The organism is Streptomyces sp. AC602_WCS936, assembly GCF_019049125.1.
Taxonomy (GTDB): Bacteria; Actinomycetota; Actinomycetes; order Streptomycetales; family Streptomycetaceae; genus Streptomyces.
Genome location: NZ_JAGMUF010000054.1, coordinates 14,235 through 40,500 on the forward strand (window position 1 = coordinate 14,235; position 26,266 = coordinate 40,500).

25 protein-coding genes are annotated in these 26,266 nt (G+C 73.1%); 12 read left to right on the forward strand and 13 right to left on the reverse strand.

What is annotated here, in order from left to right:
- Positions 1-3 precede the first annotated feature (3 nt).
- Entirely contained in the window at positions 4-996 is a 993-nt protein-coding gene (gene mgrA, locus KUM03_RS17410; RefSeq protein ID WP_217249712.1) for an L-glyceraldehyde 3-phosphate reductase, read from the reverse strand.
- A 128-nt stretch (positions 997-1,124) separates the two neighbouring features.
- Here mgrA and KUM03_RS17415 point away from each other — a divergent pair, with 128 nt between their 5' ends.
- Together KUM03_RS17415 and KUM03_RS17420 are read left to right on the forward strand one after the other, a co-directional pair.
- Positions 1,125-2,009, forward strand: a complete 885-nt coding sequence (locus KUM03_RS17415; RefSeq protein ID WP_217249714.1) for a LysR substrate-binding domain-containing protein — start codon at positions 1,125-1,127, stop codon at positions 2,007-2,009.
- 25 nt (positions 2,010-2,034) lie between these two features.
- Positions 2,035-2,550, forward strand: a complete 516-nt coding sequence (locus tag KUM03_RS17420) for a DinB family protein (protein ID WP_217249722.1) — start codon at positions 2,035-2,037, stop codon at positions 2,548-2,550.
- Here KUM03_RS17420 and KUM03_RS17425 read toward each other — a convergent pair.
- A complete protein-coding gene (locus tag KUM03_RS17425; protein WP_217249724.1) occupies positions 2,532-3,611 on the reverse strand; it encodes an adenosine deaminase in 1,080 nt (359 codons plus the stop codon). The genes KUM03_RS17420 and KUM03_RS17425 overlap by 19 nt on opposite strands.
- Before the next feature lie 45 nt (positions 3,612-3,656).
- A complete protein-coding gene (locus KUM03_RS17430) occupies positions 3,657-4,049 on the reverse strand; it encodes a VOC family protein (RefSeq protein WP_217249726.1) in 393 nt (130 codons plus the stop codon).
- A gap of 155 nt (positions 4,050-4,204) precedes the next feature.
- Here KUM03_RS17430 and KUM03_RS17435 point away from each other — a divergent pair, with 155 nt between their 5' ends.
- A complete protein-coding gene (locus KUM03_RS17435; RefSeq protein ID WP_217249728.1) occupies positions 4,205-4,711 on the forward strand; it encodes a pyridoxamine 5'-phosphate oxidase family protein in 507 nt (168 codons plus the stop codon).
- On the opposite strand, the gene KUM03_RS17440 is transcribed toward KUM03_RS17435, so the two are convergent.
- The 3 genes from KUM03_RS17440 to KUM03_RS17450 all read right to left on the reverse strand — a co-directional run bounded on the left by KUM03_RS17440 (position 4,665) and on the right by KUM03_RS17450 (position 8,025).
- Entirely contained in the window at positions 4,665-5,564 is a 900-nt protein-coding gene (locus KUM03_RS17440; protein ID WP_217249730.1) for an aldo/keto reductase, read from the reverse strand. The two genes, KUM03_RS17435 and KUM03_RS17440, sit on opposite strands and share 47 nt — an antisense overlap.
- A gap of 30 nt (positions 5,565-5,594) precedes the next feature.
- Positions 5,595-6,485 carry a glycoside hydrolase family 19 protein gene (locus tag KUM03_RS17445; RefSeq protein WP_217249732.1) on the reverse strand — a complete coding sequence of 297 codons (891 nt, stop codon included), beginning with the start codon at positions 6,483-6,485 and terminating at the stop codon, positions 5,595-5,597.
- A 217-nt stretch (positions 6,486-6,702) separates the two neighbouring features.
- Positions 6,703-8,025, reverse strand: a complete 1,323-nt coding sequence (locus KUM03_RS17450) for an aldehyde dehydrogenase family protein (RefSeq protein WP_308406348.1) — start codon at positions 8,023-8,025, stop codon at positions 6,703-6,705.
- A 488-nt stretch (positions 8,026-8,513) separates the two neighbouring features.
- Between KUM03_RS17450 and KUM03_RS17455 the strand changes: the two genes are divergently transcribed.
- Positions 8,514-8,954, forward strand: a complete 441-nt coding sequence (locus KUM03_RS17455; RefSeq protein WP_217249740.1) for an SPW repeat protein — start codon at positions 8,514-8,516, stop codon at positions 8,952-8,954.
- 139 nt (positions 8,955-9,093) lie between these two features.
- A complete protein-coding gene (locus KUM03_RS17460; protein ID WP_217249742.1) occupies positions 9,094-9,363 on the forward strand; it encodes a GlsB/YeaQ/YmgE family stress response membrane protein in 270 nt (89 codons plus the stop codon).
- 31 nt (positions 9,364-9,394) lie between these two features.
- On the opposite strand, the gene KUM03_RS17465 is transcribed toward KUM03_RS17460, so the two are convergent.
- Entirely contained in the window at positions 9,395-10,354 is a 960-nt protein-coding gene (locus tag KUM03_RS17465; RefSeq protein ID WP_217249744.1) for an NAD-dependent epimerase/dehydratase family protein, read from the reverse strand.
- A 161-nt stretch (positions 10,355-10,515) separates the two neighbouring features.
- Between KUM03_RS17465 and KUM03_RS17470 the strand changes: the two genes are divergently transcribed.
- Positions 10,516-11,001, forward strand: a complete 486-nt coding sequence (locus KUM03_RS17470; RefSeq protein ID WP_217249747.1) for a nucleoside deaminase — start codon at positions 10,516-10,518, stop codon at positions 10,999-11,001.
- A 702-nt stretch (positions 11,002-11,703) separates the two neighbouring features.
- Here KUM03_RS17470 and KUM03_RS17475 read toward each other — a convergent pair.
- Complete coding sequence (locus KUM03_RS17475; protein WP_217249749.1) at positions 11,704-12,399, reverse strand: chaplin; 696 nt, start codon at positions 12,397-12,399, stop codon at positions 11,704-11,706.
- A 259-nt stretch (positions 12,400-12,658) separates the two neighbouring features.
- Between KUM03_RS17475 and KUM03_RS17480 the strand changes: the two genes are divergently transcribed.
- From KUM03_RS17480 to KUM03_RS17495, 4 genes are all read left to right on the forward strand, one after another.
- Positions 12,659-14,269: an alpha/beta hydrolase gene (locus tag KUM03_RS17480; RefSeq protein ID WP_217249751.1), complete on the forward strand. Its 1,611-nt coding sequence runs from the start codon at positions 12,659-12,661 to the stop codon at positions 14,267-14,269.
- Positions 14,270-14,334: 65 nt separating this feature from the next.
- A complete protein-coding gene (locus KUM03_RS17485; protein WP_217249753.1) occupies positions 14,335-15,429 on the forward strand; it encodes a chemotaxis protein in 1,095 nt (364 codons plus the stop codon).
- A gap of 109 nt (positions 15,430-15,538) precedes the next feature.
- Positions 15,539-16,558 (forward strand): Gfo/Idh/MocA family protein, encoded by a 1,020-nt coding sequence (locus KUM03_RS17490; RefSeq protein ID WP_217249762.1) that lies wholly within the window; start codon positions 15,539-15,541, stop codon positions 16,556-16,558.
- A gap of 273 nt (positions 16,559-16,831) precedes the next feature.
- Positions 16,832-18,157 carry a PAS domain-containing protein gene (locus KUM03_RS17495; protein WP_217249771.1) on the forward strand — a complete coding sequence of 442 codons (1,326 nt, stop codon included), beginning with the start codon at positions 16,832-16,834 and terminating at the stop codon, positions 18,155-18,157.
- Between the two features lie 33 nt (positions 18,158-18,190).
- Here the strand turns inward: KUM03_RS17495 and KUM03_RS17500 are convergent, their stop codons facing one another.
- A complete protein-coding gene (locus tag KUM03_RS17500) occupies positions 18,191-19,693 on the reverse strand; it encodes a hypothetical protein (RefSeq protein WP_217249780.1) in 1,503 nt (500 codons plus the stop codon).
- A 286-nt stretch (positions 19,694-19,979) separates the two neighbouring features.
- On the opposite strand from KUM03_RS17500, the gene KUM03_RS17505 reads away from it, so the two are divergent.
- Complete coding sequence (locus KUM03_RS17505; protein WP_217249782.1) at positions 19,980-21,122, forward strand: aminoglycoside phosphotransferase family protein; 1,143 nt, start codon at positions 19,980-19,982, stop codon at positions 21,120-21,122.
- A gap of 276 nt (positions 21,123-21,398) precedes the next feature.
- Complete coding sequence (locus tag KUM03_RS17510) at positions 21,399-23,333, forward strand: N-acetylmuramoyl-L-alanine amidase (protein ID WP_254399480.1); 1,935 nt, start codon at positions 21,399-21,401, stop codon at positions 23,331-23,333.
- 9 nt (positions 23,334-23,342) lie between these two features.
- Here the strand turns inward: KUM03_RS17510 and KUM03_RS17515 are convergent, their stop codons facing one another.
- The 4 genes from KUM03_RS17515 to KUM03_RS17530 all read right to left on the reverse strand — a co-directional run bounded on the left by KUM03_RS17515 (position 23,343) and on the right by KUM03_RS17530 (position 26,211).
- Entirely contained in the window at positions 23,343-23,840 is a 498-nt protein-coding gene (locus KUM03_RS17515) for a hypothetical protein (RefSeq protein WP_031021076.1), read from the reverse strand.
- A 58-nt stretch (positions 23,841-23,898) separates the two neighbouring features.
- On the reverse strand, positions 23,899-24,507 hold the full coding sequence (locus tag KUM03_RS17520) for an ABATE domain-containing protein (protein ID WP_217249785.1): 609 nt from the start codon (positions 24,505-24,507) through the stop codon (positions 23,899-23,901).
- 472 nt (positions 24,508-24,979) lie between these two features.
- Positions 24,980-25,885: a universal stress protein gene (locus KUM03_RS17525; protein ID WP_217249789.1), complete on the reverse strand. Its 906-nt coding sequence runs from the start codon at positions 25,883-25,885 to the stop codon at positions 24,980-24,982.
- An 83-nt stretch (positions 25,886-25,968) separates the two neighbouring features.
- Positions 25,969-26,211 (reverse strand): DUF397 domain-containing protein, encoded by a 243-nt coding sequence (locus tag KUM03_RS17530; protein WP_073732137.1) that lies wholly within the window; start codon positions 26,209-26,211, stop codon positions 25,969-25,971.
- Between the last annotated feature and the right edge of the window lie 55 nt (positions 26,212-26,266).

Sequence of the window (26,266 nt, forward strand, 5' to 3'; positions counted from 1 at the left end):
TCTCTACTTCGTGACGATCTCGTCGATCCGGGCCAGTTCGTCGGAACCGAAGTCCAGGTTCCCGACGGCCGCCACGCTGTCCTCCAGCTGCTGCGGGCTGCTCGCGCCGACCAGGGCGGAGGTGACCCGGCCCTCGCGCAGGACCCAGGCCAGCGCCATCTGGGCCAGGGACTGCCCGCGGGAGGCCGCGATGTCGTTCAGGGCGCGCAGCTTGCCGACCAGTTCCCCGGTGACCGCGTCCGAGTCGAGGAACGGACTGTCGCTCGCGGCGCGGGAGTCCTCGGGGATGCCGTCGAGGTAGCGGCCGGTCAGCAGGCCCTGCTCCAGCGGGGAGTAGGCGATGGAACCGGTCTCCAGCTCGTCGAGGGCGTCCAGCAGGCCGCTGGTCTCGGGGCGGCGGTCGAGCATGGAGTAGCGCGGCTGGTGGATCAGCAGCGGGGTGCCCAGCCCGGCGAGGATGCGGGCGGCCTCGCGGGTCTGCTCCGGCGAGTAGTTGGAGACGCCGACGTACAGCGCCTTGCCCTGCTGCACCGCCGTGTGCAGGGCGCCCATCGTCTCCTCCAGGGGAGTCTCGGGATCGGGGCGGTGCGAGTAGAAGATGTCGACGTACTCCAGGCCCATGCGGGACAGGCTCTGGTCGAGGGAGGAGAGCAGGTACTTGCGCGAACCCCACTCCCCGTACGGGCCGGGCCACATCAGATAGCCGGCCTTGGTGGAGACGACCAGCTCGTCGCGGTACGGCGTGAAGTCGGCCTTCAGCGCCTCACCGAGGGCGGACTCGGCGGAGCCGGGCGGCGGGCCGTAGTTGTTGGCGAGGTCGAAGTGGGTGACGCCGAGGTCGAAGGCGCGGCGCAGGATGGCGCGCTGGGTTTCGACGGGGCGGTCCGGGCCGAAGTTGTGCCACAGGCCGAGCGAGAGCGCGGGGAGCTTCAGGCCGCTGCGTCCGGTGCGCCGGTAGGGCATGTCCGCGTAGCGGTCGGGGTGTGCGGTGTACAACGCGACTCCAGAGGGGTTGGCACCCGGGGTACGGGGCTTGTGCGGAACCGCGTCCCACTCTGGCGTGACCTGCGGGCAGTGGTCCAACAGAAGAATCCGATGGGATTGTGCGGCTACGCTTCTGAGTCATGGAACTGCGTCATCTCCAGCACTTCGTGGCGGTCGCCGAGGACCAGCACTTCACCCGCGCGGCCGAACGGCTGCTGGTGTCCCAGTCCGGTCTGTCGGCGTCCATCCGGGCGCTGGAGCGGGAGCTGCGGGCGCCGCTGTTCGTGCGCACGACGCGCCGGGTGACGCTGACGGAGGCCGGGCGGGCGCTGCTGGGCGAGGCCGAGCGGATCCTCGCCCAGGTGCGGTCCGCGCACGAGGCCGTCGCGGCGGTGCAGGGCGTGCTGCGCGGCACGCTGTCCCTGGGGACCGAGCAGTGCATCGCCGGGGTGCCGGTGGCGGCGCTGCTGGCCGCGTTCCGCAGGGAGCACCCGGACGTGGAGATCCGGTTGCGGCAGGCGGGCTCGGGCGAGCTGGCGGAGGAGGTCGCGGCCGGGCGGCTCGACCTCGCCTTCGCCTACCGGACGCAGGAGGACACGGACCAGCTGCGGTCCGTGTCGCTGGCCGGCGAGCCGATGACGGTGCTCTGCCACCCCGGGCACCGTCTGGCGGCGCACGGCGCGGTGCTGACCCCGCAGGACCTCGCCGACGAGGTGTTCGTCGACTTCCACCCCGACTGGGGCCCGCGCCGCGTCACCGACACCGCCTTCGCCGAGGCCGGAGTGCGGCGGACCGTCGCGCTGGAGGTGAACGACGTCCACGGTCTGCTCGACCTGCTCGACGAGAACCTCGGCATCGCGGTCGTGCCGCGCCACTTCCGGCACAAGCGGGCCTCCCTCACGTCGCTGCCCCTCAAGGACGGCGACGAGAGCGCGTACGAGACCATCGCCCTGCTGCCGCCCGTCCAGGCCACCAGCCCGGCGGCGCGGGCGCTCATGGCGCTGCTGGAAACGGCGAGCGGCTGAGGGCGGACTGCGCGATGGTGGACGCATGCATGCGAAGGACATCCTCATCGAGGCCTACGGCCGCATCCAGGAAGAAGTCCACGCCGCCGTCGAGGGCCTGGACCCCGACGGCCTGAACACCCGCCCGGCCGACGACGCCAACTCCGTCGCCTGGCTGGTCTGGCACCTCACCCGGGTCCAGGACGACCACGTCGCGGACGCCTTCGGGCTCGAACAGGCGTGGCTCGCCGGGGACTGGGAGAAACGCTTCGGCCTGGGGCTGCCCCGCGACGACACCGGGTACGGCCACAGCCCGGCGCAGGTCGGGAAGGTCCGGGTCGACTCCGGCGGCCTGCTGACCGGGTACTACGACGCGGTGCACGAGCAGACGCTCGGGGCCCTGCGCTCCCTGGCCGCCAAGGACCTGGAGCGGATCGTGGACGAGAACTGGGACCCGCCGGTCACGCTCGGCGCGCGCCTGGTCAGCGTCCTGTCCGACGATCTCCAGCACGTCGGACAGGCCGCCTATGTGCGCGGACTCGTTCAGAGCGCCGAGGCGTAGCCCGGCAGGACCACGTCCTCGATGAGGGCCTTGCGCTCGTCGAAGGGGATGAAGGCGCTCTTCAGCGCGTTCACCGTGACCGTGCGCAGGTCTTCCACCGTCCAGCCCGCCTGCTCGACCAGCAGGGACATCTCGCGGGTCATCGTGGTGCCGGAGACGAGGCGGTTGTCGGTGTTGAGGGTGACGCGGAAGCCGAGGTCCTTGAGCGCCGTGATCGGGTGCTCGGCGATCGAGGTCGCGGCGCCGGTCTGGAGGTTGGAGGTCGGGCACATCTCCAGGGCGATCCGGCGGTCGCGGACCCAGCCGGCGAGCCGGCCGAGCTTGCCGGCCGCCAGGTCCGGGATGTCGTCGGTGATGCGCACGCCGTGGCCGATGCGCTGGGCACCGCACACCTGGAGGGCCTGGTGGATGCTGGGCAGGCCGTGCGCCTCGCCGGCGTGGATGGTGAACGGCACGTTCTCGCGGCGCAGGTGCTCGAAGGCGTCGAGGTGCTCGGCGGGCGGGAAGCCGTCCTCGGCGCCCGCGATGTCGAAGCCGACGACGCCCGCGTCCCGGAAGGCGACCGCGAGGTCCGCGGTCTCGCGGGTGCGGTCGAACATCCGCATCCCGCACAGCAGGGTGCCGACGCGCACCGGCGTACCGGCAGCCGCCGCCTTGGCCATGCCGGCGGCCAGCCCCTCCTGGACGGTCTCGACGACCTCGGCGAGGGTCAGGCCGCCCTTCAGCATCAGCTCGGGGGCGTAGCGGACCTCGCCGTAGACGACACCGTCGGCGGCGAGGTCGAGGACGTACTCCTCGGCGGTGCGCAGCAGGCCCTCGCGGCTCTGCATGACGGCGAGGGTGTGCTCGAAGGTCGCGATGTAGCGCACCAGGTCCCCGGAGTTGGCGGCCTCGTAGTACCAGGCGGCCAGTTCGTCGGGGTCGGTGGTGGGCAGGGCGTGGCCGACGGACCCGGCCAGTTCCACGACGGTCGCGGGGCGCAGGCCGCCGTCGAGGTGGTCGTGCAGGACCGCCTTGGGGAGGCGGCGGAGGGCTTCGGCGTCTATGCGCGTAGATGACATGGGTGGCGGTTCCTCGGCGGGTCGGTGAGCGAAAGGCGGGGACGGTCAGGCGGCGGGCTGGAGCAGGTCCCAGCGGTTGCCGTACAGGTCCTGGAAGACGGCGACCGAGCCGTAGGGCTCGTACCGGGGCTCCTCCAGGAAGGTCACGCCGGCGGCCGCCAACCGGGCGTGGTCGCGGGCGAAGTCGTCGGTGTGCAGGAAGAACCCGACGCGGCCGCCCGTCTGGTCGCCGACCCGGGCCCGCTGCCGCTCACCCTTGACCCGGGCCAGCAGCAGCGCGGTGCCGCCGCTCCCCGTACCGGGCTCGACGACCACCCAGCGGGAGCCGTCGGGCCGGGCGGAGTCCTCGGCGAGGCGGAATCCGAGGGCCTCGGTGTAGAAGCGGATCGCCTCGTCGTAGTCGTCGACGACGAGGGCGACCAGGGCGATGTGCGGCATCGGGACCTTTCGGGACGGACGATTGACGGGAGAGGTTATACGTAAAACCCACCGGACGCCAGTCTCCGGTCCTCCGGTCCTAGGCCTCGGGCACGAGGGGCGGGACCGACCCGGGCCCGAGGCGCGAGCGCGGCCCGCCCCCTACCGTCACGGCCATGAAGATCACCGCACCGCCGCGCGATCCCGGGCAGCGCCGGCAGGACGTGCTCGACCGCCTGGAACGCGAACTGGACATCTGGGTGGCCACGGCGGACACCGACGGCGTGCCGTGCCTGGTCCCGCTGTGGTTCGTGTGGCACGAGGAGTCGGTCTGGCTGTGCACGCGGCTCACCAACCCGACCGGCCGCAACCTGCGGGGCGGCGGCCGGGTACGGCTGGCGTTCGGGCACACCCGGGACGTCGTGCTGATCGACGGTGAGACGGAGACGTTCGGCCTGCGGGAGGCGCCCTCGGCGGCGGACGCGTTCGCCGCCAAGACCGGCTGGGACCCGCGCGGGGACAGTGCGTCGTACGCCTGGTTCCGGGTGCGGCCGTTCGCGGTCCAGGCGTGGCACGAGGAGCGCGAGCTGAAGGGGCGGCACATCATGCGGGCCGGCGCCTGGACCTCCTACGAGCTCAGCCGGTCCGGGCGGCGTCGAGCCGCGCGAGCTCCTCGTCCGTGAGCCGGAGGGCGCCCGCGGCGACGTTCTCGGCGAGGTGCCCGGGGTCGCCGGTGCCGGGGATGGCGAGGACATGGGGGCCCTGCCGCAGGGTCCAGGCGATCCGGACCTGCGCGGGGCTGGCGCCGTGCGCCCGGGCGACCTCGCGGACCTCTTCCTCGTGAGCGGTTCCGGCACCCCGCGGACCGGCCTCGCCCGCGATGGCGTAGAAGGGCACGAAGGCGATGCCCTGTTCGCGGCACAGGGCGAGGAGTTCGTCGGCGGCGGGGTCGTGGAAGCCGAGGCCGTACCGGTTCTGCACGCAGACCACGGGCGCGATGGCCCGCGCCTCGGCGAGGTGGCGCGGCTCCACGTCGGAGATGCCGAGGTGGCGGACCAGGCCCGCCGCGCGCAGTTCGGCGAGGGCGCCGAAGTGGTCGGCGATCGAGTCCTGCCGCATGCGGCGCAGGTAGACGACGTCGAGGTGGTCGCGGCCGAGCTGGCGCAGGTTCTCCTCGACGTGGGCGCGCAGGTCCTCGGGACGGGCGGAGGTGCCCCACTCCCCCGACCACTCCCGGTACGGGCCGACCTTCACGGCGATCACCAGATCGTCGGCGTACGGGGCCAGCGCGCTGTTGATCAGTTCGTTGGCGGAGCGCAGGGACGAGAAGTAGAAGGCGGCGGTGTCGATGTGGTTGACGCCGAGTTCGACCGCCCGGCGCAGGACGGCGAGGGAGCGTTCGCGGTCGCTCGGGGTGCCGAGGTGGAAGGCGGCGCTGCCCGTCAGCCGCATCGCGCCGAGGCCGACGCGGCGGACGGGCAGGTCGCCGAGGTGCCAGGTGCCGGCGGACTCCGCGGTGATCGTTTCCGAGGTCATCGGCGGAGTGTCGCACACGCCCGGCCGGGGTCAGCAGTAGAGATTGCCGCCCGGTGAGACACCGAGGATCTGGCTGAACTGCTGGTACTTGCTGACGCGGCTCTGGACCTGCGCGGGGTTCTTGCCGTCGCACTCCAGGGAGCCGTTGATGGAGCGGATCGTCTGGCCGAAGCCGGCGCCGTTCACCATGGCGTTGTGCCCGGTCATGCTGCCCGGCCCGGACTGGGTGTTCCAGTACCACAGGGCGGTCTTCCAGGCGACGGCCGAGTCGTTCTGCACCAGCCAGGGGTTGTTCAGCAGGTCGATTCCGAGGGCGTCGCCCGCCGCCTTGTAGTTGAAGTTCCAGCTGAGCTGGATGGGGCCGCGCCCGTAGTAGGCGGCCTGGCCGGCCGGGCAGCCGTAGGGCTGGTTCCAGTCGCAGTAGTGCGGGTAGTTGGCGGTGTTCTGCTCGACGATGTGCACGAGTCCGCCGGTCTCGTGGCTGACGTTGGCGAGGAAGGCGGCGGCCTCCTGCTTCTTCACCGTGTCGCTGCCGGTGTTGGCGAAACCCGGGTAGGCGCTGAGCGCGGCGGTGAGGCCGCTGTAGCTGTAGAACGAGTTCCGGCCCGGGAACATCTGGTTGAACTGCGCCTCGGTCACCACGAAGTCGCCGACGGGCGTCTCGGAGCCGCCGTCGCAGGCGTACGGCTCCCAGTACCAGGTGCTGATCAGCGGGTCGTAGCCCGGGTTGGCGTGCTCGGCGACGTACGCCTTGCCGTTCGTGTAGCGGACGATGTCGCCGGCGTTGTAGTTCGCGTCGGCCGACCAGGCGGGGTAACTGGAGCAGGAGGCGGCGGACGCCTCGGTGGCGGGCAGGAAGGCGGGGACGGCTCCCGCGAGGGCGAGTGCGGTGACCACGGCGGATATACGGCGCCTCGACACGGCTGCCTCCTTCGGCGGAGCACGGCCGCTCCCGTACCAGGGAAGGGAGAAGCGGAGCCCTGGGCGCGCGCCGGACGGACCGGCCACGGCGTCGGGGGCGGCCGTGGTGGGGGGTGTTGGAGGCACACTCAACCGCGTTGGTCTGTACCAGTCAAGGGTGTAGACCAGTTCAACCCGGCCGGTTCTCGGCCGGGTTGGCGTGGAATCGTCGGGCCGGTCAGCCCAGCGGCTTCTTCAGGACCGCCTTGCGGTGGCTGAAGGTCTCGATGGAGTACCGGCCGTGGTAGTTGCCCATGCCGCTCTCCCCCACACCGCCGAACGGCAGGTCGGAGACGGTGAGATGAGCCAGCGGCAGCCCGTGTCCGAGGCCGCCGGAGGAGGTCTCGGCGGCGAACCGCTCGCGGGTTTCGCCGGACTCGCTGAAGACGTAGAGGGCCAGCGGCTTGTCGCGGTCGTTGACGAATTCGATCGCCTCGTCGAGTCCGGGCACGGTGACGATCGGCAGGATCGGGCCGAAGATCTCCTCCCGCATCACCGGCGCGTCGGGCGCGACGTCGGCGAGCACGGTCGGCGCGATGTACTTCCGCGACCGGTCGCTGCCGCCGCCGACGACCGCCCGACCCGAGTCCAGCAGGCCGGACAGCCGGTCGAAGTGACGCTCGTTGACGATCCGCGCGTACTCCGCGGACCGCGCCGGGTCGCTCCCGTACAGCGCCTCGACGGCGCGGACCAGCGCCGGCTCCAGGGCGGCGGCGGTCTCGGGGTCGGTCAGCACGTAGTCGGGGGCCACGCAGGTCTGGCCCGCGTTGAGGAACTTGCCGGCGGCCAGCCGTGCGGCGACGGCGTCGAGGTCGGCGTCGCGGTCGACGAACGCCGGGGACTTCCCGCCGAGTTCGAGGGTGACCGGGGTGAGGTGCTCGGCGGCGGCGCGCATGACGATGCGGCCGACCGTGCCGTTGCCGGTGTAGAAGATGTGGTCGAAGCGCTCGGCGAGCAGGGCCGTGGTCTCGGGAACGCCGCCCTCGACGACGGCCACCGCGTCGGTGTCCAGGTAGCGCGGCAGCAGGCGGGCCAGCGTGTCGGAGGTGGCCGGGGCCAGCTCGCTGGGCTTGGCGACGACCGCGTTGCCGGCGGCCAGCGCGCCGACGACCGGGGCGAGCAGCAGCTGGGCCGGGTAGTTCCAGGGCGCGATGACGAGGACGACGCCGAGGGGGTCGTACTGCGTCCAGGCGGTGGCGTCGGCGCCGAGGTGGGCCGGGACCGGGGCGGGCTCGGGGCGCAGCCAGTCGGCGAGGTGGTCGAGGGTGTGGTCGATCTCGCGGACGGTGAAACCGATCTCCGTGCGCTGGGCCTCGGCGGCGCTCTTGCCGAGGTCGGCATGGAGGGCCGCCTCCAGGTCCGGGCCGTTCTCCGTGAGCAGGGCGCGCAGCCGGCGCAGCTGGCCGGTGCGCCACTCGACGGGCTTGGTACGGCCGGTGCGGAAGGTGGCGCGCAGCCGGGCGACGACGTCGGCGGCCTGCTCGGGGGCGGGGTGGTTCACGGGTGCCTCGCTGGCGGTGGAAGATGTTGACGGTGGATGTAATTGCCAACATTTCAGGTGCCGAAATACATTCCCGCGCCGCGCCCCTCGCTCCGTAGCGCCCTCGTCAAGGCCGGGGGTTCTCCTCGCGGCCCGGGACGACCACCAGGAATGCGTCCGACTTGAGGTCCATGATTACGGTCGCGGGCTCGCCCTGAGCACGCCGGCGTGCGGCGTACTCCTCCGCCGGCCACGACCCGCGCGGCGAACCTGCGGGGAACCGTTCCAACACCTTCGCACTCATGGCGGCGGCCACCTCCGCTGTCGCTGTGTCCCGGACGTCTCTCGCCCTTCGCCTGCCCGCGATCCGCGTGGACATGTCCAGCCCGCACGCTCTCCCCGCGCAGGCCGTCGCTCGACTACACATAAGGGAAAAATAAGAGCAGAATGGACGCGTGCGGCGCTACCGAATCCGCACCGACGGCCCGGTCAGTCGAAGGAGACGAATCATGGCCAACGTCTCGCACTCCCGAGGTGACATCTCCGGTCACCCCGACGCCCCGGAAATGCAGGAGCGTTACGCCCGCATGCTCGGCGGCCGCGATGTCGCACTCGTGGACGGGCCGGTGTTCCTGCTCGGCCTGTACTGCGCCGTGTCCCCGTGGATAGTCCACTTCACCACCAGCCAGCCCGCACTCGTGGCCCACAACCTGATCATAGGAATCGCCATCGGCCTGCTGGCCCTGGGATTCACCCGCGCTCCGGAACGCATGTACGGCCTCAGTGGTGCGATGTGCGCGATGGGGATCTGGATGATCATCTCGCCGTGGATCGTCGGCACCAACCCGGACGCCGGCGTCATCTGGAACAACATCATCATCGGCGCTCTGACCCTGGCCCTGGGCGCGGTGTGTGCCGCCACGGCGGCGAAGAGCATGCGCAGGCCCTGAACACGAGGGAGGAACACCGAGGGCCGGCCCGCTCCCGCGGGACGGCCCTCGCACACCCCTGGCGACCGGCGCCGCGGACTACGCGCGCCCGCAACGGGCACACGCCCTACTGCGGGGGTCTTGACATGAAGGGGCGGAGATGGAAATCGGCGGCATCATCAGTGCCATCGTCATCGGCATCGTCATCGGCGTACTGGGCCGACTCGTGGTCCCGGGCCGTCAGCGCATCGGAATCCTGTGGACGATCCTCGTCGGCATCGTGGCCGCGCTGATCGGATCGTGGGTCGCGGCGGCCTTCGGAGTGGCCGACACGGACGGCGTCGACTGGGTCGAGTGGCTCATCCAGATCGCTCTCGCCGCGCTCGGCGTGGCCGCGCTGGACCGGTCGAGGGCCCGTACTCGGCGCTGAGCGAGCGGGCCGCCTGCCCGGGGGACCGCCGTCACCGGTCGGCGAGCCACTCCTCGTACCAGCTCACGGTGGCGTCCACGGTGTCCGTGAGCGGCGTGGGAGCCGTGCCGAAGGTCCGCTCGAAGGCGGTGGAGTCCATGATCTGCGCCTCCGTGTGCTGGTAGAACATCTCCGCGTACTCGGCCATGAACAGTTCGTCGAACGGGCCGAAGGGGCGGGGCTCGGACAGCACCACGACGTTCAGCGGCCGGCCCACACGCTTCTCGATCATCGCGTGGATCTCACGCGTGCTGACGGCGGGCGCGGTGGGCAGGTGCCATACGCGGCCGTCACCCTCGGGCTGCTCACCGAGCGTGGCGAGGCCGGCCGCGACGTCCCGGATGTCCGTGTAGCTGTGCCGCAGACCGATGTCGCCCATGCCCACCACGTCGCCTCCCGTGAGCGCGCCCGGGAAGACTGCGGCACCGAGGGACGAGTTGAGCACTCCGGGACCGACGAAGTCGGCGCTGCGGCCGAGGGCGACGCGGGCCCGGCCGGCCCGGTGCGCGGAGAGATAGCGCTCGTCGAGCTCGGCGCGCATCCGGCCCTTGCGGCTGGTCGCCAGCCACGGACTGTCCTCGGTCATCACCGCTCCCCCGGTCTCGCCGTACGGGTAGAGGGTGTCGAGCACGACGAGCCGGGCCCCGGTCGCCTCGACGGCGGCGAGGACGGCCTCCTGGACGCGCGGCATCACCTCGGTCTGGAGGTGATAGCCGACGTTGACGCAGTGGTGCACCACGGCGGCTTCCCCTGTCGCGGCGAGCGCGCCCTCGGGCGTGCTCACGTCGGCGGCGAACCGTTCGACGCCCTCGATCGCGGGGCCGTCGCCCTTCCGGTCGACGAGGCGGACGCGGTGGCCCCGGCGCACCAGCTCACGGGCGAGTTCTGTGCCGGCGGGGCCCGATCCCAGGACGGTGTGCGGGGCGGGCGACTGCGGGGTGGCGGCGGACATGGCGGTCCCCTTCTCTCGGTTTCTCCGGGTGTGGCTGCGAGAGCGGACCGCAAGTGGCGGTAGCTCGCGTTATAGACTGTAACTCTCGCAATTGGGCGTAGCAAGAGAGGGGCGGCATAGGCTGTCGGTGGAGATCACTTCGGCGAGGAAGGGCCGGGCCCATGGTTGTGAAGGACGTCGAACTGCCGTACCTGCGTCGCTGCGTGGAGCTGGCGGCCGAGGCGTTGGCGGCGGGTGACGAACCGTTCGGGTCGGTGCTGGTCGGCGGGGACGGCGAGGTACTGGCCGAGGACCGCAACCACGTGGCCTCCGGCGACCGCACCCGCCACCCGGAGTTCGAGCTCGCGCGCTGGTCCGCCGCCCACCTCACCCCCGAGGAGCGGGCCGCCGCCACGGTGTACACATCCGGCGAGCACTGCCCGATGTGCGCCGCCGCCCACGCGTGGGTCGGCCTGGGGCGCATCGTGTACGTCGCCTCGTCGGAGCAGCTCGGTGACTGGCTGACGGAGCTGGGCGTCCCCGCGCCACCGGTGCGGACGCTCGCGGTGCGGGAGGTGGCACCCGGGGTGGCGGTGGACGGCCCGGTGCCGGAACTGACCGAGGAGATCCACGCGCTGCACCGCCGGTTCCACACGGGGCGTGCCTGAGCGGCAGCGGAGGCTCAGGCGGCGTCGGGGCCGGGGCGCGCGGGCCCCGGCCCAGGTGAACTGCTCGTGTCGGGTGCGCCGCCAGGGCGTCGTCCTGCCGTCCAGCCGGGACGCATGGCCCCAGTCGGCTCCCTCGCCGGTTCTGTGGCGCCCTGCCGGTGCTCGGTTTCCTTGCCGGTTCTGGGGGCGCCCTGCTGGCTCCCAGTCTCCCTCGCCGGTTCTGTGGCGCCCTGCCGGTCCTCGGTCTCCCTTGCCGGTTCTGGGGCGCCCCGCCGGCCCCCGGTCTCCCTCGCCGGTTCTGGGGCGCCCTGCCGGTCCTCGGTTCCCCTTGCCGGTTCCGTGGCGCCCCGCCAGTCCTCGGTTTCCCTTGCCGGTTCCCGTGGCGCCCTGCCGGTTCCCGTTTTCCTTTACCGTTCCGGGGCACCCTCCCGGTTCCCAATTCCCCTGGTCGGCACCGGGTGTTCGGCCCCGGCCGCTCACCGTCCGGACGGCGTGTGCCGCTCAACCGGTGCGTACGGTCCCCGGCCGGGGCCTGTCCGGGTGGCCACCCGGCAGCGCGCGCACCGGGCCGCCGGGCGGACCGGTCTGCCGAGGAGCGCCACCGGAGGGCGACCCCGTTCGGCACCCCCCGGCGGTCCAGCGGGAGCGGCGTGCCCCGGCCGCCCCGCGTGCGGTGACCCCGGGACGGCCGGCCACCGTCGGTCAGGTTCGGGCGCCCGGCCGGAACCGCCGGTAGAGGACGGCGCCGCCCAGCATGAGCGCGGCGCTCCCCGCGAGGGCCGGCAGGGTCTGGTCCGCCCCGGTGTGGGCCAGGGACACCGAGTCCTGCGGCGGGGCCGCGACGTGCGGGGACGGCTTCGGCTGGGCGCGCTCCTTCTCGGGCACCGACGGCTCGGGCTCCGGCCGCGCGGGGGGCTCGGGCTCGTCACCGGGCCCGTTCGTCGACTCGTTGCCGACGGCCGGGTTGCCGATGCCGACGACGTTGACGCTGTTGCCGCTGACGTTCACCGGCAGGTGCACCGGCAGTTGGACGCCGTTGCCGGAGAGCACGCCCGGGGAGTCCTGCGCGCCGCCCTCGGCGACCGCGCCTCCCGACGTACCGGCCCCCTCGGAGGATTCCTTCCCCTTGTCCGCCGTACCGTTCGCCCCGGTGTTGGCGCAGCTGTTGCCCGCGGCCGGATTGAGGAGCCCCACCACGTTCACCGTGTTCCCGCACACGTTCACCGGGACGTCCACCGGGAGCTGGACGGTGTTGCCCGAGATCAGCCCCGGCGAGCCGGCCGCGGAACCGTCCGCGGCGGCACCGTCGGACGCGAACGCGGCGTACGCCGGCATCGTCACGGCCAGCGCGCCGGAGGCCGCGACGGCGAACACACCGTTTCGGGTAACCCTTCTCATGAGTTTCCCTGCCTTCCAGACTTGGTCACGGGCAGTCGCCCGCACCGGTTAAAACGCGGACGCACCATCCGAGTTATGGCTAATAGGCCTTTCACCCCATCGAGTGACCGTTTTGTCGAACTGGTGGCAAAGCGCCCGTGGGCCCGCGGTGGCGCCCGCACGGGCGGCGCCGTCGCCCGGAGGCGAGCCGTCCGGGGCCCGCTTATGGTGAGCGAGGGCGCCGAGCACCGGTCCGCGACGGGGCGCCCGGGAGGCATCGATGCTGGCCAAGCTGGAGTCCCGGCCCTCGGTCCGGCACTGCGCGGTCACCGGCGCGCTGGGGCTGGCCCTGCTGGTCGCGGGGCTGCCCACCGCGACCGCGAGGGACACCGGGCCCGACCTGTCCCGGTTCTACGACCAGAAGGTCAAATGGTCGGCGTGCGAGGACATGGAGGCGCCGGAGGACCTCCAGTGCGGGAAGGTCACCGTTCCCCTCGACTACGACCGCCCCAAGGGCGGGACGCTCGATCTCGCCCTCGCCCGCTACCGGGCGACCGGCGACAAGCGCGGCTCGGTGCTGCTGAACTTCGGCGGGCCCGGCGGCTCCGGCGTCGACGAACTCGTCGGCGGCGGCAAGGACTTCATGCACCTGACCAACGGCTACGACGTGGTCACCTTCGACCCCCGCGGCGTCGGCCGGTCCTCACCGGTCACCTGCGGCCCGGCCACCGTCGACATCATCGAGGCGACGGACGGGGACGAGAAGATCACCGATCCGCGGGACGTGTTGCGGCGGCTGCGGGACGCGGCGGCCGAGTGCGCGAAGCACTCCGGCCCGGTGCTTCCCCACATAGGCACGGTCGAGGCCGCGCGCGACATGGACGTGATGCGCCAGGCGCTCGGCGACGACCGGCTCAACTACCTCGGCTTCTCCTACGGGACCCGGCTGGGGGCGGTCTACGCCGCCAGGTTCCCGGACAAGGTCGGGCGGATGGTGCTGGACGGCGTGGACACCCTGACGGAACCGCTGACCGAGCAGGGCCTGGCCGGGGCGCGCGGGCAGCAGACGGCGCTGGAGAACTTCCTCGACTGGTGCGTGGAGGACATCGCCTGTCCGTTCGGGCAGGACGCGCGGCAGGCCCGGCGCCTGGTCGAGCAGGTCATCGCGTCGCTCGACTCGGACCCGGTGCCGACGGCCTTCGGCGAGCCGTTCTCCGGTCAGGACATGGTGGGCGCCATGGGTCAGGCCCTCTACAGCAAGGAGCTGTGGCCGTCGCTTCAGCGGGCGCTCGCACAGCTGATGGAGGGCGGCGACACCAGCGGCCTGCAGGGTTTCGTGTCCGGCGGCGTGACCTTCCCGGTCCGTGCGCAGACGCGCGCCGGAAACGGGGAGAAGGCCGGTGCCGGCCTCACCGACCCGGAGGACGTCCCGGTGGACAACCTGCCGGCCGCGCTGATGGCGATCAACTGCGCGGACGACCCCGACCGGCCCTCCGCCGCCCAGGTCGCCGAGTCGCTGGGCCGGCTGCGTGCCCGGTACGAGGAGGCCTCGCCGGTCTTCGGCCGGTACCGGCTCACCCAGGTACTGATGTGCCACGGCCGCCCCAAGGGCACCGACTACATCCGTGAGGACGTGAAGGACCTCGACACCCCGAAGATGCTCCTCGTCGGCACCCGGGGCGACCCGGCCACGCCGTACCGCTGGACCGAGGAGACGGCCGAGCGGCTCGGGCCCTCGGCCGTGGTCCTCGACAACAAGGGCGAGGGGCACACGGGCTACGCGTCCTCCGAGTGCGTGCACCGCAAGGTCGACGACTTCCTGCTGTACGGCTCCCTGCCGCCCGACGGCAGCTCCTGCGGCGGCGAGGCTCCCCAGGGCCGGGGCGAATGAGGTCTGGACGTATGAGATGGATTGCTCCGAATGCCCGACACGTCCGTCCGTCTTATCGTGCTGACATGGAGCACGATCTGAGTCCCGCCGCCCTCGCCGAACTCCGGCGCCCCCGCCCCTACCCGGCCGTGTCCGTGCTGACGCCGACGCACCGCCGCGAACCGGACAACGCCGGTGACCCCGTCCGGCTGCGCAACGCGGTCGCCGAGGCCAAGAAGCAGTTGCAGGACGACCCGGCGGTCACCCGTGAGCGCCGCACGGAGGTCTCCCGGGAACTCGACCGGGCCCTGGCGGAGGTCGACCTGTCGCACACCGAGGACGGCCTGGCGATCTTCGCCGCGCCGGGTGAGCACCAGGTCTGGACCCTCGCCCGTTCCGTCCCGGAGCGCGTCGTCCTCTCGGACACCTTCCTGACCCGCAACCTCGTCGCCGCGCAGGCCGCCGAGCGGCCGTTCTGGGTGCTGTCGGTCGCCGCCGACCGGGTCACGCTGTGGAGCGGCGGGGCGGGCCGGGTCGTCGAGGACCGCACCGGCGGCTTCCCCATGGACCGCCCGCCGCTGGACTTCGACCCCGAACGCATGGAGCGGATCGGCGACTCGCCGAGCACCTTCCGGGACGAGACCACCCGCCGGTTCCTGCGCGACGCCGACACCGAGATGGGCCGGGTCCTGCGCGCGCATCCCCGGCCGCTGTACGTCACCGGCCCGCAGCCCGCGCTGTCCGTGCTGGAGGAGACCGGGAACACCGTGCGGGACGCGCTGCTCGTCCCGCACGGGGGCCTCGCGCACGGCACGGCCGACGCCGTATGGCAGGCGGTGGCGCCCGTCCTCGACGACGAGGCGCGCGGCTGGGTCGAGGCCGTCGCCAGGGAACTGGACGCCGCCCGCGGGCGCAAGGACTTCGCGGCCGGCGTCGACGAGCTGTGGGAGAGCGCGCACACCGGCCGGGTCCGGCTGCTGGCGGTCGAGGAGAACTTCAAGGTGACGATGCGCGAGGACGGCGAACACCTGCTCCCGGCGTACGACGGCGACCTCGACGCCCGCGAGGACATCGTGGACGAGATCGTCGAGCAGTGCCTGGAGACCGGCGCCGACGTCCGGTTCGTTCCGGACGGGGCGCTCGGCGAGGCGGAGGGCATCGCCGGCGTACTGCGGTACTGACGCCGGCGCCGAGGCGCCCCTCCCCTCTTGACGACCGTGAAACCCTGTTCGCGGTACACGTACCCGCCCTCCGCGGGTGCGCCGCGGACGGGGAAGGAGCCGGCGGAGCGTGAGCGAACTTCTGGGTGTGGCGGTGCTGGGCGCGGGACACATGGGCGCCGACCACGTACGGCGCCTCGACCGGGTGGTGAGCGGCGCCAGGGTCGCCGCCGTCGCGGACCCCGATGCCGAGCGGGCGAAGGCGGCCGCGGGCGGGATCGACGGGGTCGTCGTGCACACGGACGTCGAGGCCGCGCTGGACGCGCCGGGTGTGGAGGCCGTACTGATCGCCTCGCCGGGCGAGGCGCACGAGGAGGCGCTGCTGGCCGCCTTCGCGAGAGGGCTGCCGGTGCTGTGCGAGAAGCCGATGGTGCCGGACTCCGCGGGCGCGCTGCGCGTGGTGGAGGCGGAGGCGCGGCTGGGCCGCAGGCTGGCGCAGATCGGGTTCATGCGGCGCTACGACGCGGAGTACCGGCAGCTGAAATCGCTGCTGGACGGCGGGCGGCTGGGCCGGCCGCTGATGCTGCACTGCGTCCACCGCAACGTGTCCTCCCCGCCGCACTTCACCTCCGACATGCTGGTCACGAGTTCCGTCTCGCACGAGATCGACGCGGCCCGCTGGCTGCTCGGGCAGGATCTGACCGCGGTGACCGTCCTGAGGCCGCGCCCGTCGGCGGGGGCGCCCGAGGGGCTGCTCGACCCGCAGTTGGTGCTCTTCGAGACCGAGGGGGGCGCCCTGGTCGACGTGGAGATCTTCGTCAACTGCGGCCTCGGCTACGAGGTGCGGTGCGAGGCCGTCTGCGAGGCGGGCAGCGCCCGGATCGGGGACGCGCGCACCATGGTGGTGACGGCGGCGGGCGGCGCCCGTGAGGAGGTGCCGCAGGACTACCTCGTACGGTTCGCGGACGCCTACGACCGCGAGGTGCGGGACTGGGTCGACGCCACCCGGCGGGGACGGGTCACCGGCCCGGGCGCCTGGGACGGGTACGCGGCGTCCGCGGTCGCCGAAGCGGGCGTACGGGCACTGGAGACGGGGTCGCGCACGCCCGTCGGTCTGGCACCCCGGCCCGCGCTGTACGACGCGCCGTAGAACAGGGGTTCACCGAACACTCGGGCGACGACTCCGGTGAGTACGCACACCCGTCAAGTCCCGTAGGGCGTCTACGACTTGACGCCAGGAGCACGTACGCTCTTCGGGTGCCGAAGTCACTCCGGGGAGACTGTGGCATATGCCGGAAGCACCACCGTATCGTGTCTTGCCAAATCCCTTACGGGGCCTCGCGGGCTGTGCAACAGTCGTAACGGTCCTTCCGCCGGCCTCGGTTCCGCCCTGGTTCGTACCGTCTGCACATCGGAGTGCGTCATGTCGTCCCATCTCTCCGCGGACCGCCCAGCCGCCCAGCCACCGGGACGCGGCTCGGTCGAGGCGCTCATATCGCAGGCGCGGCGGCTCAAGGGCGACGTGGACGCCGTACGACGGGACAGTCAGGGCGACGGAACGGACCCCCGCGGACGCTGGCAGCGCGCCCTCTACGACCTGGCGTTGCATCAGCTCAGCGACCTGGACGAGCACTTGGCGCAGTTGCGGGACGGCCCGGCGCCCGCACCCCGCCCGGGTTCGCTGCTCAGCAGGGTCGGCAGCGCCGAGTGGAACCTGCTGACGGACGAGGCCGAGTGGTCCGGGGAGCTCTTCCAGATCCTCGGCCGCGACCCCGCCGCCCTCCCCCTCAGCCTCGACGAGTTCCCGTCCCTGGTCCTCACCGAGGACCGGCCGAAACTGACCGCGATGGTCACGGGCTGCCTCGTCGACGGTCGGCCCATCGATGGGGAGTTCCGCGTCGTGCGCCCCGACGGCACCGTACGGACCGTGCACATGATGGGCGAGCCCGTGCTCGACGCCGACGGCAGCACCGCCTCGATGTGGGCGGTACTGCGGGACGTCAGCGCACTGCGCCGCAGCCAGCGGGCCGTGAGCGAGACCCGTGACTCGTTCCGGCACCGTCCGCCGGCCGCGGGCACCGGGCAACGGGCCGCGGTCGAACCGCGGGAAGCCGTGCCGCCGCCCTGGCACGGCCTCCTGCGGTTCCCGGACCAGGGACGGCCCGGCCTGGACCTGGCGGCCGGGTACCTGCCCGCCGCGGCCGACGCGCCCCGGTGCGGCGTCTGGTACGACGCGTGTCCGCTCGCCGATGACGAAACGCTGCTGAGCGTCGGCGAACTCCCCTGCGCCGACGCCGACCCGACCCAGGGTCCGGCGATGGTGATCGGCGCGCTGCGCGGCCTGGCGACGGCGGGCGTCCGGCCCGCCGGACTTCCGGACCGGCTCGCCCGGTCGCTGCGGTCCACCGCCCTGCCGCCGGTGCGCGGCGCCGTGTACTGCGGCTACCGGCCCGACAGCCGCACCCTGACGTGGGCGCACGCCGACGGCCCCGCCCCGCTGCTGTTCCGCGACGGGACGGGGTGCGCGTCGGCCTGGCGGGCCGAGACCACCCTTGAAGCCGGTGACCTGCTGCTGCTGCACACCGGCGGACTCGTGCCGGCGGGGCGGCGACGACTCCTCGCCCTGGCCCCCCGGCTGACCGGGGCCTGCTCGGCACAGGAGGTCCTGCGGATCGTGTCGGAGGAGATCGGCCAGTCCCCGCGCCGGGAGGACGCCTGCGTGCTGGTGGCCCTGGTGACGCCGAAGTAGGGGCGCCGGACGCCGAGGCGGAGGCGTCGTGCGCTACGCCTGGGCTGTCCTGCCGCCGCTCCCCTTGCCCTTGGACGTCTTGGGCAGCGCCAGTTCGATCTCCTCCCGCAGTTCCTGGATCTTCGGGTAGCCGGCGTACTGCGCGGTGAGCCGGTACATCTGCCGCAGCCGGTCCCAGGTCCGCTGGGAGGAGTTGGACCCCATCGACACCAGCGCCAGGCGCGCGTACCGGTCCGCCTGTTCGGGGTCGTCGGCGATGAAGCAGGCGGACGCCATGGACAGGTAGTCGAAGATCTTCGACCGCTGCCGGCCGTCGATCCTGAGGGCCAGGGCCTTGTCCGCGTAGTGCTGGGCGTGCGCGGCGGCCCCCGGCTCGAACTCGGCGAGCGTCCGGTAGGCCAGGGCCTGCATGCCGTACAGGTCCTCCTCCTTGAACGTCTGCATCCAGTCCGGCGGCGGCACGTCCGCCTTGTCGGAGACGAAGAGGTCCTCGGCCCGGCCCAGGGTGCGGCGCATCGCCTGGCCCTTGCCCATGGACGCCTGGGCCCAGGCCTCGATCGTGTAGAGCATGGCCTTGGTGCGCGGCAGCACCTGCTCACCGGAGCCCGACTGGGCGAGCTTCATCAGGTCCAGTGCCTCGTCCGGCTTGCCCAGGTGCACCATCTGGCGGGCCGCCCGGGAGAGCGCCTCGCCGGCCCGGGGCCGGTCGCCGCCCTCGCGCGCGGCATGGGCGGCGATGACGAAGTACTTCTGGGCCGTGGGTTCCAGGCCGACGTCGTGCGACATCCAGCCCGCGAGGACGGCGAGGTTGGCGGCGACGCCCCACAGGCGCCGCTGGAGGTGGGGTGGGTGGTGGTAGGCGAGCATGCCGCCCACCTCGTTGAGCTGACCCACCACGGCCTTGCGCTGGAGGCCGCCGCCGCGGGCGGCGTCCCAGGCGCGGAACACTTCGACCGAGCGCTCCAGTTCCTCCACTTCCTGCGACCCGATGGGGGCGGCCTCGTAGCGGTCGAACCCGGCGGGGTCGGCGTGCAGGGGGTGGCGGAGGTCGGGAGCGTCGGCAGCCAGGGCCGGGTCGGTGTGCAGCCAGTCGTACATGGCGCTGCTGAGTGCGGAGCCCGCGGCGAGCGCGGCGCCCGCGCCCACCAAGCCGCGTCGGTTGAGCATGAGGTCCATTCCCGTGAATTCGGTGAGGACCGCCGCGGTCCGCTCGGGCGCCCACGGCACTCCGTCGGGATGTTCCTCGCTCCCGCCGCCCTGCCGTTTCCCCGCGCGCCCGTGCCGGACCAGACCGAGGTCCTCGATGGTCACGACACGGCCGAGACGCTCGGTGAACAGAACCGCCAGCACCCGCGGCACCGGATCGCGCGGGATCTCTCCCATGTCGATCCACCGCCGCACCCGCGAGGTGTCGGTCGCCAGCTGCGGGTGGCCCATGGCCGCCGCCTGCCGGTTGACCAGCCTCGCGAGCTCGCCCTTGGACCAGCCGGCCAGGCCGAACAGGTCCGACAGACGGGTGTTGGGTTCTTTGCTCACGTCAAGCCCCCAGGTTCTCGGCTGAGTTGACAGTAGCCCCGTGCGGGTTGCCGGGCGACTATTCGCCACCGTTCGCCAGGGTGCGCCAGATGGTGTGCCACGGGCGGCGGGGTGTCAGGTAGGAATGCGCCACCCCGACCGGTCGCCGCGGGGGTCACTCCCCAGGGTGGCTCCGGGCGGCCGGGCGGGCAGCGCGACGGCTTTCGGAAGAGACGCCCGCTCCTCGCGGGGCGGGCGCGGCTCTTCAGGCAGGCACAGCAGGCACACGAAGGGATCTGTCTCGCCCATGTACGCAGCATCGTCCTCCGTGTCCGCCCCGCAGCGCTCACTGCACCCCCGCCCGGCGGCGGGCGGCGGCCCCTATCTCGCCCCCGCGCGTCCGGCGGCCCCGGTGCTCGGGGCGGGCAGGGCACGGCGCGGCGCGGGCCCCGGCACGCAGCCGCTCAGCGGAAGAATCGACCTGTCCGGCCCGCAGGGCACTCAGTTGCGCACGGCGATCGCCTCGGTGCACCGGATCTGCCCGGAGTTCTCCCCGGTGCAGGTGTTGCGCCGCACCGGGCGGTCCGTGCTCCTGGTCGGTACGACCGGGCGCAGCACCGCGGTCGCCAAGTGTTTACTGGACCACTCCCCCGCGTGGGCGGAGCGCATCCGGCACGAGATAGGGGCATACCGCTCGTTCGTCCGGCACCGCCCCCCAGTGCGGGTGCCGAGGCTGATCGCGGCGGACCCGGACAACTGCACGCTGGTGATCGAGCGGATGCCCGGACGGGTGGCGGCGCTGCAGCGGCACCCGCTGGAGGCCCCGCCCCGGGCGGACATCAGGGCGGCGCTCGGCGCGGTCTGCCGGCTCAACGCCTGGCGGCCCCCGGCCGGCACCTTCGACGCCCCGCTGGACTACGCGGCCCGGATCTCCCGGTACCACGAGCTGGGGCTGCTCACCGACCGGGACCTGGGCGACCTGCAGAAACTGCTGCACGGCATCGCCCACGCGAGCGGACGCCAGGGCATGGGCCAGTTCTGCCACGGTGACGCGCTGCTGTCCAACATCCTCATGTCACCGGCCGGTCCGGTGCTGGTGGACTGGGAGCACGCGGGCTGGTATCTGCCGGGCTACGACCTGGCGACCCTGTGGGCGGTCCTCGGTGACGCCCCGGTGGCCCGCCGGCAGATCAGCCAGATCGCCCAGTCGGGCGGCACCGCCGCGCGAGACGCCTTCCTGGTGAACCTGATGCTGGTGCTCACCCGGGAGATCCGTACGTACGAGACGGCCGTGCAGCGTTCGATGCAGGACACGGCCCCGGCGCAGCCGGTGCCCGCCCAGCCGGGCGCCGTGCCCTCCGGCGAGGAGCAGCGGCTGCTGCTGCGCCGGCTGCACGACGACTGCCAGATGGCCCGCAGGGCCGTGCGGGCGGCGGTCGGCACGCGCTGAGGAACGGGACGACGGTCCGCGGTGTGCCTTCCCGGGAGGGCGCACCGCGGACTTCTTCTGTCCTCGACCGGGGGCCATTGGTGTACGCCACTGACGCCGCGCAGGCCCGTGAGCCGCCGCCCCGAAACTCGCCCGACCCCCTGCTGACGTGGGAAATCGCCGCTGTGACGGCATGATTGACGGATCGTCTGACCGCCGGGTACCACTGACCCACGCCCGGCCCCGCACAGTCCGTCGCTCACGCCCCGCCACGTCCGACCGTCACAGGAGGCCGCTTTGCGCAGATCCCCCGTCGTGCCCGCCCTGGCCACCGCGGCCCTGCTGCTGCCGCTGCTCGGCGCCGCGCCCTCCGCTGCCCGGCCCCCGGACGCACCGCCCGCCGAGGACCGCCTGCAGCGGGCCTTCGCCGACGCGGCGGCCGAGTATCACGTGCCGCAGAGCGTCCTGCTGGGCGTCTCCTACCTCCAGTCCCGCTGGGACGCGCACGGTGGCGCGCCGAGCGTGACCGGCGGCTACGGACCGCTGCACCTCACCGACGCGCGCACGGCGCTGGCCGGGGCGTCGCACCACAGTGAGGGCACCGAGGACCCGCGCGGCGACGACGCCCGCCCCCCGCTGCGCCCCGCGCCGACGACCGCCCCGCCCGCCGACCTCCCGGCGCGGCTCACCACCCTGCCGAGGGCGGCCGAGCTGACCGGTCTGAGCGCCGAGGCCCTGCGCACCGACCCGGCCGCGAACGTGTCCGGCGGTGCCGCGCTGCTGGCGGCCGCCCAGCGGGACCTGGGCGAGCCGCTGAGCGCGGACCCGGCGGACTGGTACGGGGCGGTGGCGCGCTTCTCGGGCGCCGAGGACTCGGCGACGGCGGCGGCGTACGCGGACGACGTGTTCGAGGTGATCCGCGCGGGCGAGCGGCGGACCACGGACGCCGGGCAGCGGGTCGCCCTGGCCGCCCGCCCCGGCGTGGCGCCCGACGTGTCCCAGCTGGACGACGCGGGTCTGCGGGCCGCGAGGTCCGCGGGCACCGAGTGCCCCCGGTCGGTCTCCTGCGAGTGGATCCCGGCGCCGTACGAGGAGTTCGGGGACGGCGACTACGGCAACCACGACCTGGGGAACCGGCCCGCCTCGCAGCGCATCCGGTACATCGTCGTGCACGACACGGAGGGCACCTGGAACGGCGTCCTCAACATGGTCCAGGACCCCACCTACGTCTCCTGGAACTACACCCTGCGCTCCACCGACGGCCACATCGCCCAGCACGTGAAGGCGAAGGACGTGGCGTGGCACGCGGGGAACTGGTACGTCAACGCCAAGTCGGTCGGCCTGGAGCACGAGGGCTTCCTCGCGGAGCCGGACGCCTGGTACACGGAGGCGATGTACCGGTCGTCGGCGCGGCTGGTGAAGTACCTGGCGAGGAAGTACGACATCCCGCTGGACCGGCAGCACGTCCTCGGCCACGACAACGTACCGGGCACCACCACGGCGACGATCCCGGGCATGCACACCGATCCCGGCCCGTACTGGGACTGGCGGCACTACTTCAAGCTGCTCGGCCGCCCCTTCGAGCCGACCGCCGGCAAGAGGTCCGGCCTGGTGACGATCCGCCCCGACTACGCCGCCAACCGCCCGGAGTACACCGGTTGTGAGACGAGGGGCGAGCCCTGCGCGGTCCACGGTTCCAGCGCGGTCCGGCTGTACTCGGACCACGACGTGAACGCGCCGCTGATCCGGGACATCGGCCTGGGCACCACTCCGACGACCGGGGTGAACGACGTGTCCTCCCGGGTCTCCACGGGACAGCAGTACGCGGTGGCCGACCGGTGGGGCGACTGGACGGCGATCTGGTACCTGGGGCAGAAGGCCTGGTTCCGGAACCCGCGGAGGAACCCTGCGGCGATCCCCGCCTCGGGCCGGGTGATCACGCCGAGGAAGGGCCTGGACAGCGTTCCCGTGTACGGACGCGCGTACCCGGAGAAGGCGGCCTACCCGGAGGACGTGCCGGCCCAGGCCGTGTCGCCGCTGCCGTACCGGGTGCTCGCGGGCCAGAAGTACGTGGTGGGTGAGCGGGTGGCCGGGGAGTACTACTACGCGGTCACCTTCGACGAGGCCTCCCACCGGGTGGTGACCGGGCGGGACGTGTACTACCAGATCCAGTACGGCCACCGGGTCGGGTACGTGCGCGCCGCCGACGTCACGCTCTCGACCGTGCGGTAGCCGCCCGGGTCAGCCCTGCTGGAAAAGTTCCGCCGGGAGCGGCTTCAGCAGGGCGTACAGGTCGTCGGTGATGGGGCGGTCCCAGGCGGCGATGGTCACCAGGACGCCGTCGCTGCGGTCGAACTGCACGCAGGAGATCCGGCTCTCGGAGAGCTTGAGGCGGCGCACGATGAGCAGGTTGTCGCCCTGCATCACCGGGACGTCCTCGGCGCCGGCGACCGTGACCTCCTCGTCGTTCTCCAGCGCCAGCAGCAGCTGGGCCACCTCGAACGGAATCTCGCCCTCGGGGACCTCGCGGGCCGGGGAGCCCTCCGGCAGGTTGCCGATGATCATCGCGGGACCGCGGCCGCCGAACAGGTCGTAGCGCAGGAAGACGCCCTGGCAGCTGCCGTCGGGCGCGGGCAGCAGGCCGGCGCCCAGATTGCCGGGCCAGTCGCCCGGGTCCATGGCCAGTACGTCGAAGTCGGGCCCGGCGGGCGTGGCGCTGCGGCGGCGGAGGAACGACATGCCGCCATGGTACGTGGCCGCGCCCTTCGAACGGCGTGCGGGCGGGTGCCCGTCCGGGCTACGCGGTCCGCTTCTGCCGTTCGTGGTGGCGGGCCACGCGGGCGCGGTTGCCGCAGGACGGCTTGCACCATTCCTGGCGTGGGTGCTCCTTGAGGAAGTAGCGCACGCAGCGCGGTGCGTGGCAGGCCCGCAGCCGTTGCCGGTCCGGACCGGCGAGGAAGCCGATCACGGCATGGGCGAGCAGCGCGGCGAGGTCGTCCGGCCGGTCGCCGACGGCCTCCCTGCTCAGCACCGGTTCGGCGGGGCCGGTCTCCACCCAGTCCAGCACGGGGACGGTGGGGGTACGCGCGGCCGCCTGGTTCAGGCAGCGCAGGGCTTCGGGGACGGGCAGCAGCCGGGCGGCGTCCGCGGGGCTCGGTTCACCGGGGCGCACGGCGCGGGCGAAGAGGGCACGGGCCGCGGCGCGCACCGCGCGGACGGCGGCCAGGGCCGGCTCGTCGGCGCGGTACCGCTCGGCGTCCGGCACGGTGCCGGGGTGGGCGCGGACCCACGCGCCGAGCCCGGCGACGTCGGCCAGGTCGTCGGCGCCCCCGCCGTGTCCGTCGTGCCGGACGGTCAGCGCGAGGTCGAGGGCGATCCGGGTGTCCGTGCTGGTCGTGTCCTGCATGGGGCCGATGATAGGCACGGCTCGTGCCCCGTCGGCCAGGATGCGTCCGGCCTCATGACGCGAGCCCCGCCGGCCGCGTCCCGGCCAACGATCGGATACGCCCGGCTCTCGGCGTACGGCCGCAACAGGACGGGCCCGGCCCGGGGCGGTCCGGCGCACCCCGCCTGCGGGCCCCGCCGACCGGACCACGGCGGGCGCGGGACCCCACCCCGCGGGGGCAGCCCACAACAGGACAAGCCCGACCCGAGGCAATCCGACACACTCCACCTGCGCGGGCACCACCGACCACACCACGGCGGGCACCAGCAACCCGCCCTCGCTCCCACCGAAGGCGCGGCCACGGCGCGCCCGGCTGCCATGCGGGAGGCGGGCGGCGTCCACGCGCGCGGCGAGGCACTGAACCGACGGCGGCCCGTCCGGCCCCGTCCCGCTCGGACCGTCAGTCCCTCGCTGATTCGCGCCCCCGCCCGTCTCAGCCCTCGTCCGGCGGAGCCGGGGGCACGACCGCGATCGGGGACACCGCGTGCAGCAGGACGGCGTGGGTGACCGAACCCATCATGCGGGCGGGGGCCAGCAGGCGCCGGCGGTGGCGGCCGACGACGACCAGGGCGGCGTCGCGGGAGGCGGCGACGAGGTGGCCGGCGGCGTCGCCGGGCACGACGTGCGCCTCGGCCCGGACGTCGGGGTGGCGTTCCCGGTAGGGGGCGAGGAAGCCGTCGGCGAGCACCCGGGTCTCGCTCTCGATCGAGACCTCGTCGATCACCGGGGGCATGATCTGGCCCGCCGCGGCCCAGGTCTGCACCGGCCACGGGTAGGCGGCGACCACCTGGAGCCGGGCGCCGAGCAGGGCCGCCTCGGTGAAGGCGAAGGACAGGGTGGCGTCGTCGGGGCTGTCCACGTGCAGGCCGACGACCACGCGGGGGCCGGGCTCGTCCGGCGCCTCGCCGTGGGCCTCGCGCCCGGGGCGCGGCACCACGACGACGGGGCAGTCGGCGTCGCGGGCCGCGGCCATCCCGTTGGAGCCGAGCAGCAGGCTGGCGAAGCCGCCGCGGCCCCGGGAGCCGAGCGCGAGCAGTTGGGCGTCGGCTCCCAGTTCGGGCAGCGCGGCGCCCGGAACGCCCTCCATGCCGACGTACTCCGTGGAGACCGCGTAGGCCCGTCCCTCCAGGTGGGCGCGGGCCTGGTCGAGCACGGGGTCGTCGCCGGTGTCCGGGGGGCCCGCGACCAGGACGTCGGTCTGGGCCCAGACGGCGTACTGGCGTACGTGCACCACCCGCAGGGGTGCCTCGCGCCGGTGTGCGGCCTCCAGCGCCCAGTCCAGGGCGCGCAGGCTGTCGTCCGATCCGTCGACCGCCGCGATGACCGGCAGGGTGCTCATGGGTGCCTCACCTCCGGAAGACCGACTTCCCCCGGGGGACGGACGGGACACCCCCGTTCGGCCGGTCGGCCCAGCCCGGCGGCTCAGGTGAGGTCGAACTCCCCGTCCCGCGCCCCTGACACGAACGCGCCCCATTCCGCGGGCGTGAAGATCAGGGAGGGGCTTTCCGGGCTGCCGCTGTTGCGCATGGCGATGAACCCCTCGACGAAGGCGATCTGGACATCCCCCCTGCCTCGGCTGCTGGACTGCCACTGCGCGTTGCTGAGATCCAGTTCCGGCTTGTCCCAGCCCATGAGCGGGCGCTGGTGGGTGGTGCTCTCGGCCACGTCCGTGCTCCTCCCGGTGTCGTCGTCCGCGGTCAGCCTAGCGATCGCCCCGGAC

Coding starts and splice junctions, on each gene's coding strand:
- KUM03_RS17460 (WP_217249742.1), top strand. CDS start 9,094: ATGGAAATCGGCGGCATCATCAGTGCCATCGTCATCGGCATCGTCATC.
- KUM03_RS17430 (WP_217249726.1), bottom strand. CDS start 4,049: ATGCCGCACATCGCCCTGGTCGCCCTCGTCGTCGACGACTACGACGAG.
- KUM03_RS17505 (WP_217249782.1), top strand. CDS start 19,980: ATGTACGCAGCATCGTCCTCCGTGTCCGCCCCGCAGCGCTCACTGCAC.
- KUM03_RS17495 (WP_217249771.1), top strand. CDS start 16,832: ATGTCGTCCCATCTCTCCGCGGACCGCCCAGCCGCCCAGCCACCGGGA.
- KUM03_RS17520 (WP_217249785.1), bottom strand. CDS start 24,507: ATGCAGGACACGACCAGCACGGACACCCGGATCGCCCTCGACCTCGCG.
- KUM03_RS17525 (WP_217249789.1), bottom strand. CDS start 25,885: ATGAGCACCCTGCCGGTCATCGCGGCGGTCGACGGATCGGACGACAGC.
- KUM03_RS17420 (WP_217249722.1), top strand. CDS start 2,035: ATGCATGCGAAGGACATCCTCATCGAGGCCTACGGCCGCATCCAGGAA.
- KUM03_RS17415 (WP_217249714.1), top strand. CDS start 1,125: ATGGAACTGCGTCATCTCCAGCACTTCGTGGCGGTCGCCGAGGACCAG.
- KUM03_RS17480 (WP_217249751.1), top strand. CDS start 12,659: ATGCTGGCCAAGCTGGAGTCCCGGCCCTCGGTCCGGCACTGCGCGGTC.
- KUM03_RS17440 (WP_217249730.1), bottom strand. CDS start 5,564: ATGACCTCGGAAACGATCACCGCGGAGTCCGCCGGCACCTGGCACCTC.
- KUM03_RS17435 (WP_217249728.1), top strand. CDS start 4,205: ATGAAGATCACCGCACCGCCGCGCGATCCCGGGCAGCGCCGGCAGGAC.
- KUM03_RS17475 (WP_217249749.1), bottom strand. CDS start 12,399: ATGAGAAGGGTTACCCGAAACGGTGTGTTCGCCGTCGCGGCCTCCGGC.
- KUM03_RS17485 (WP_217249753.1), top strand. CDS start 14,335: ATGGAGCACGATCTGAGTCCCGCCGCCCTCGCCGAACTCCGGCGCCCC.
- KUM03_RS17515 (WP_031021076.1), bottom strand. CDS start 23,840: ATGTCGTTCCTCCGCCGCCGCAGCGCCACGCCCGCCGGGCCCGACTTC.
- KUM03_RS17465 (WP_217249744.1), bottom strand. CDS start 10,354: ATGTCCGCCGCCACCCCGCAGTCGCCCGCCCCGCACACCGTCCTGGGA.
- KUM03_RS17425 (WP_217249724.1), bottom strand. CDS start 3,611: ATGTCATCTACGCGCATAGACGCCGAAGCCCTCCGCCGCCTCCCCAAG.
- KUM03_RS17455 (WP_217249740.1), top strand. CDS start 8,514: ATGGCCAACGTCTCGCACTCCCGAGGTGACATCTCCGGTCACCCCGAC.
- KUM03_RS17470 (WP_217249747.1), top strand. CDS start 10,516: ATGGTTGTGAAGGACGTCGAACTGCCGTACCTGCGTCGCTGCGTGGAG.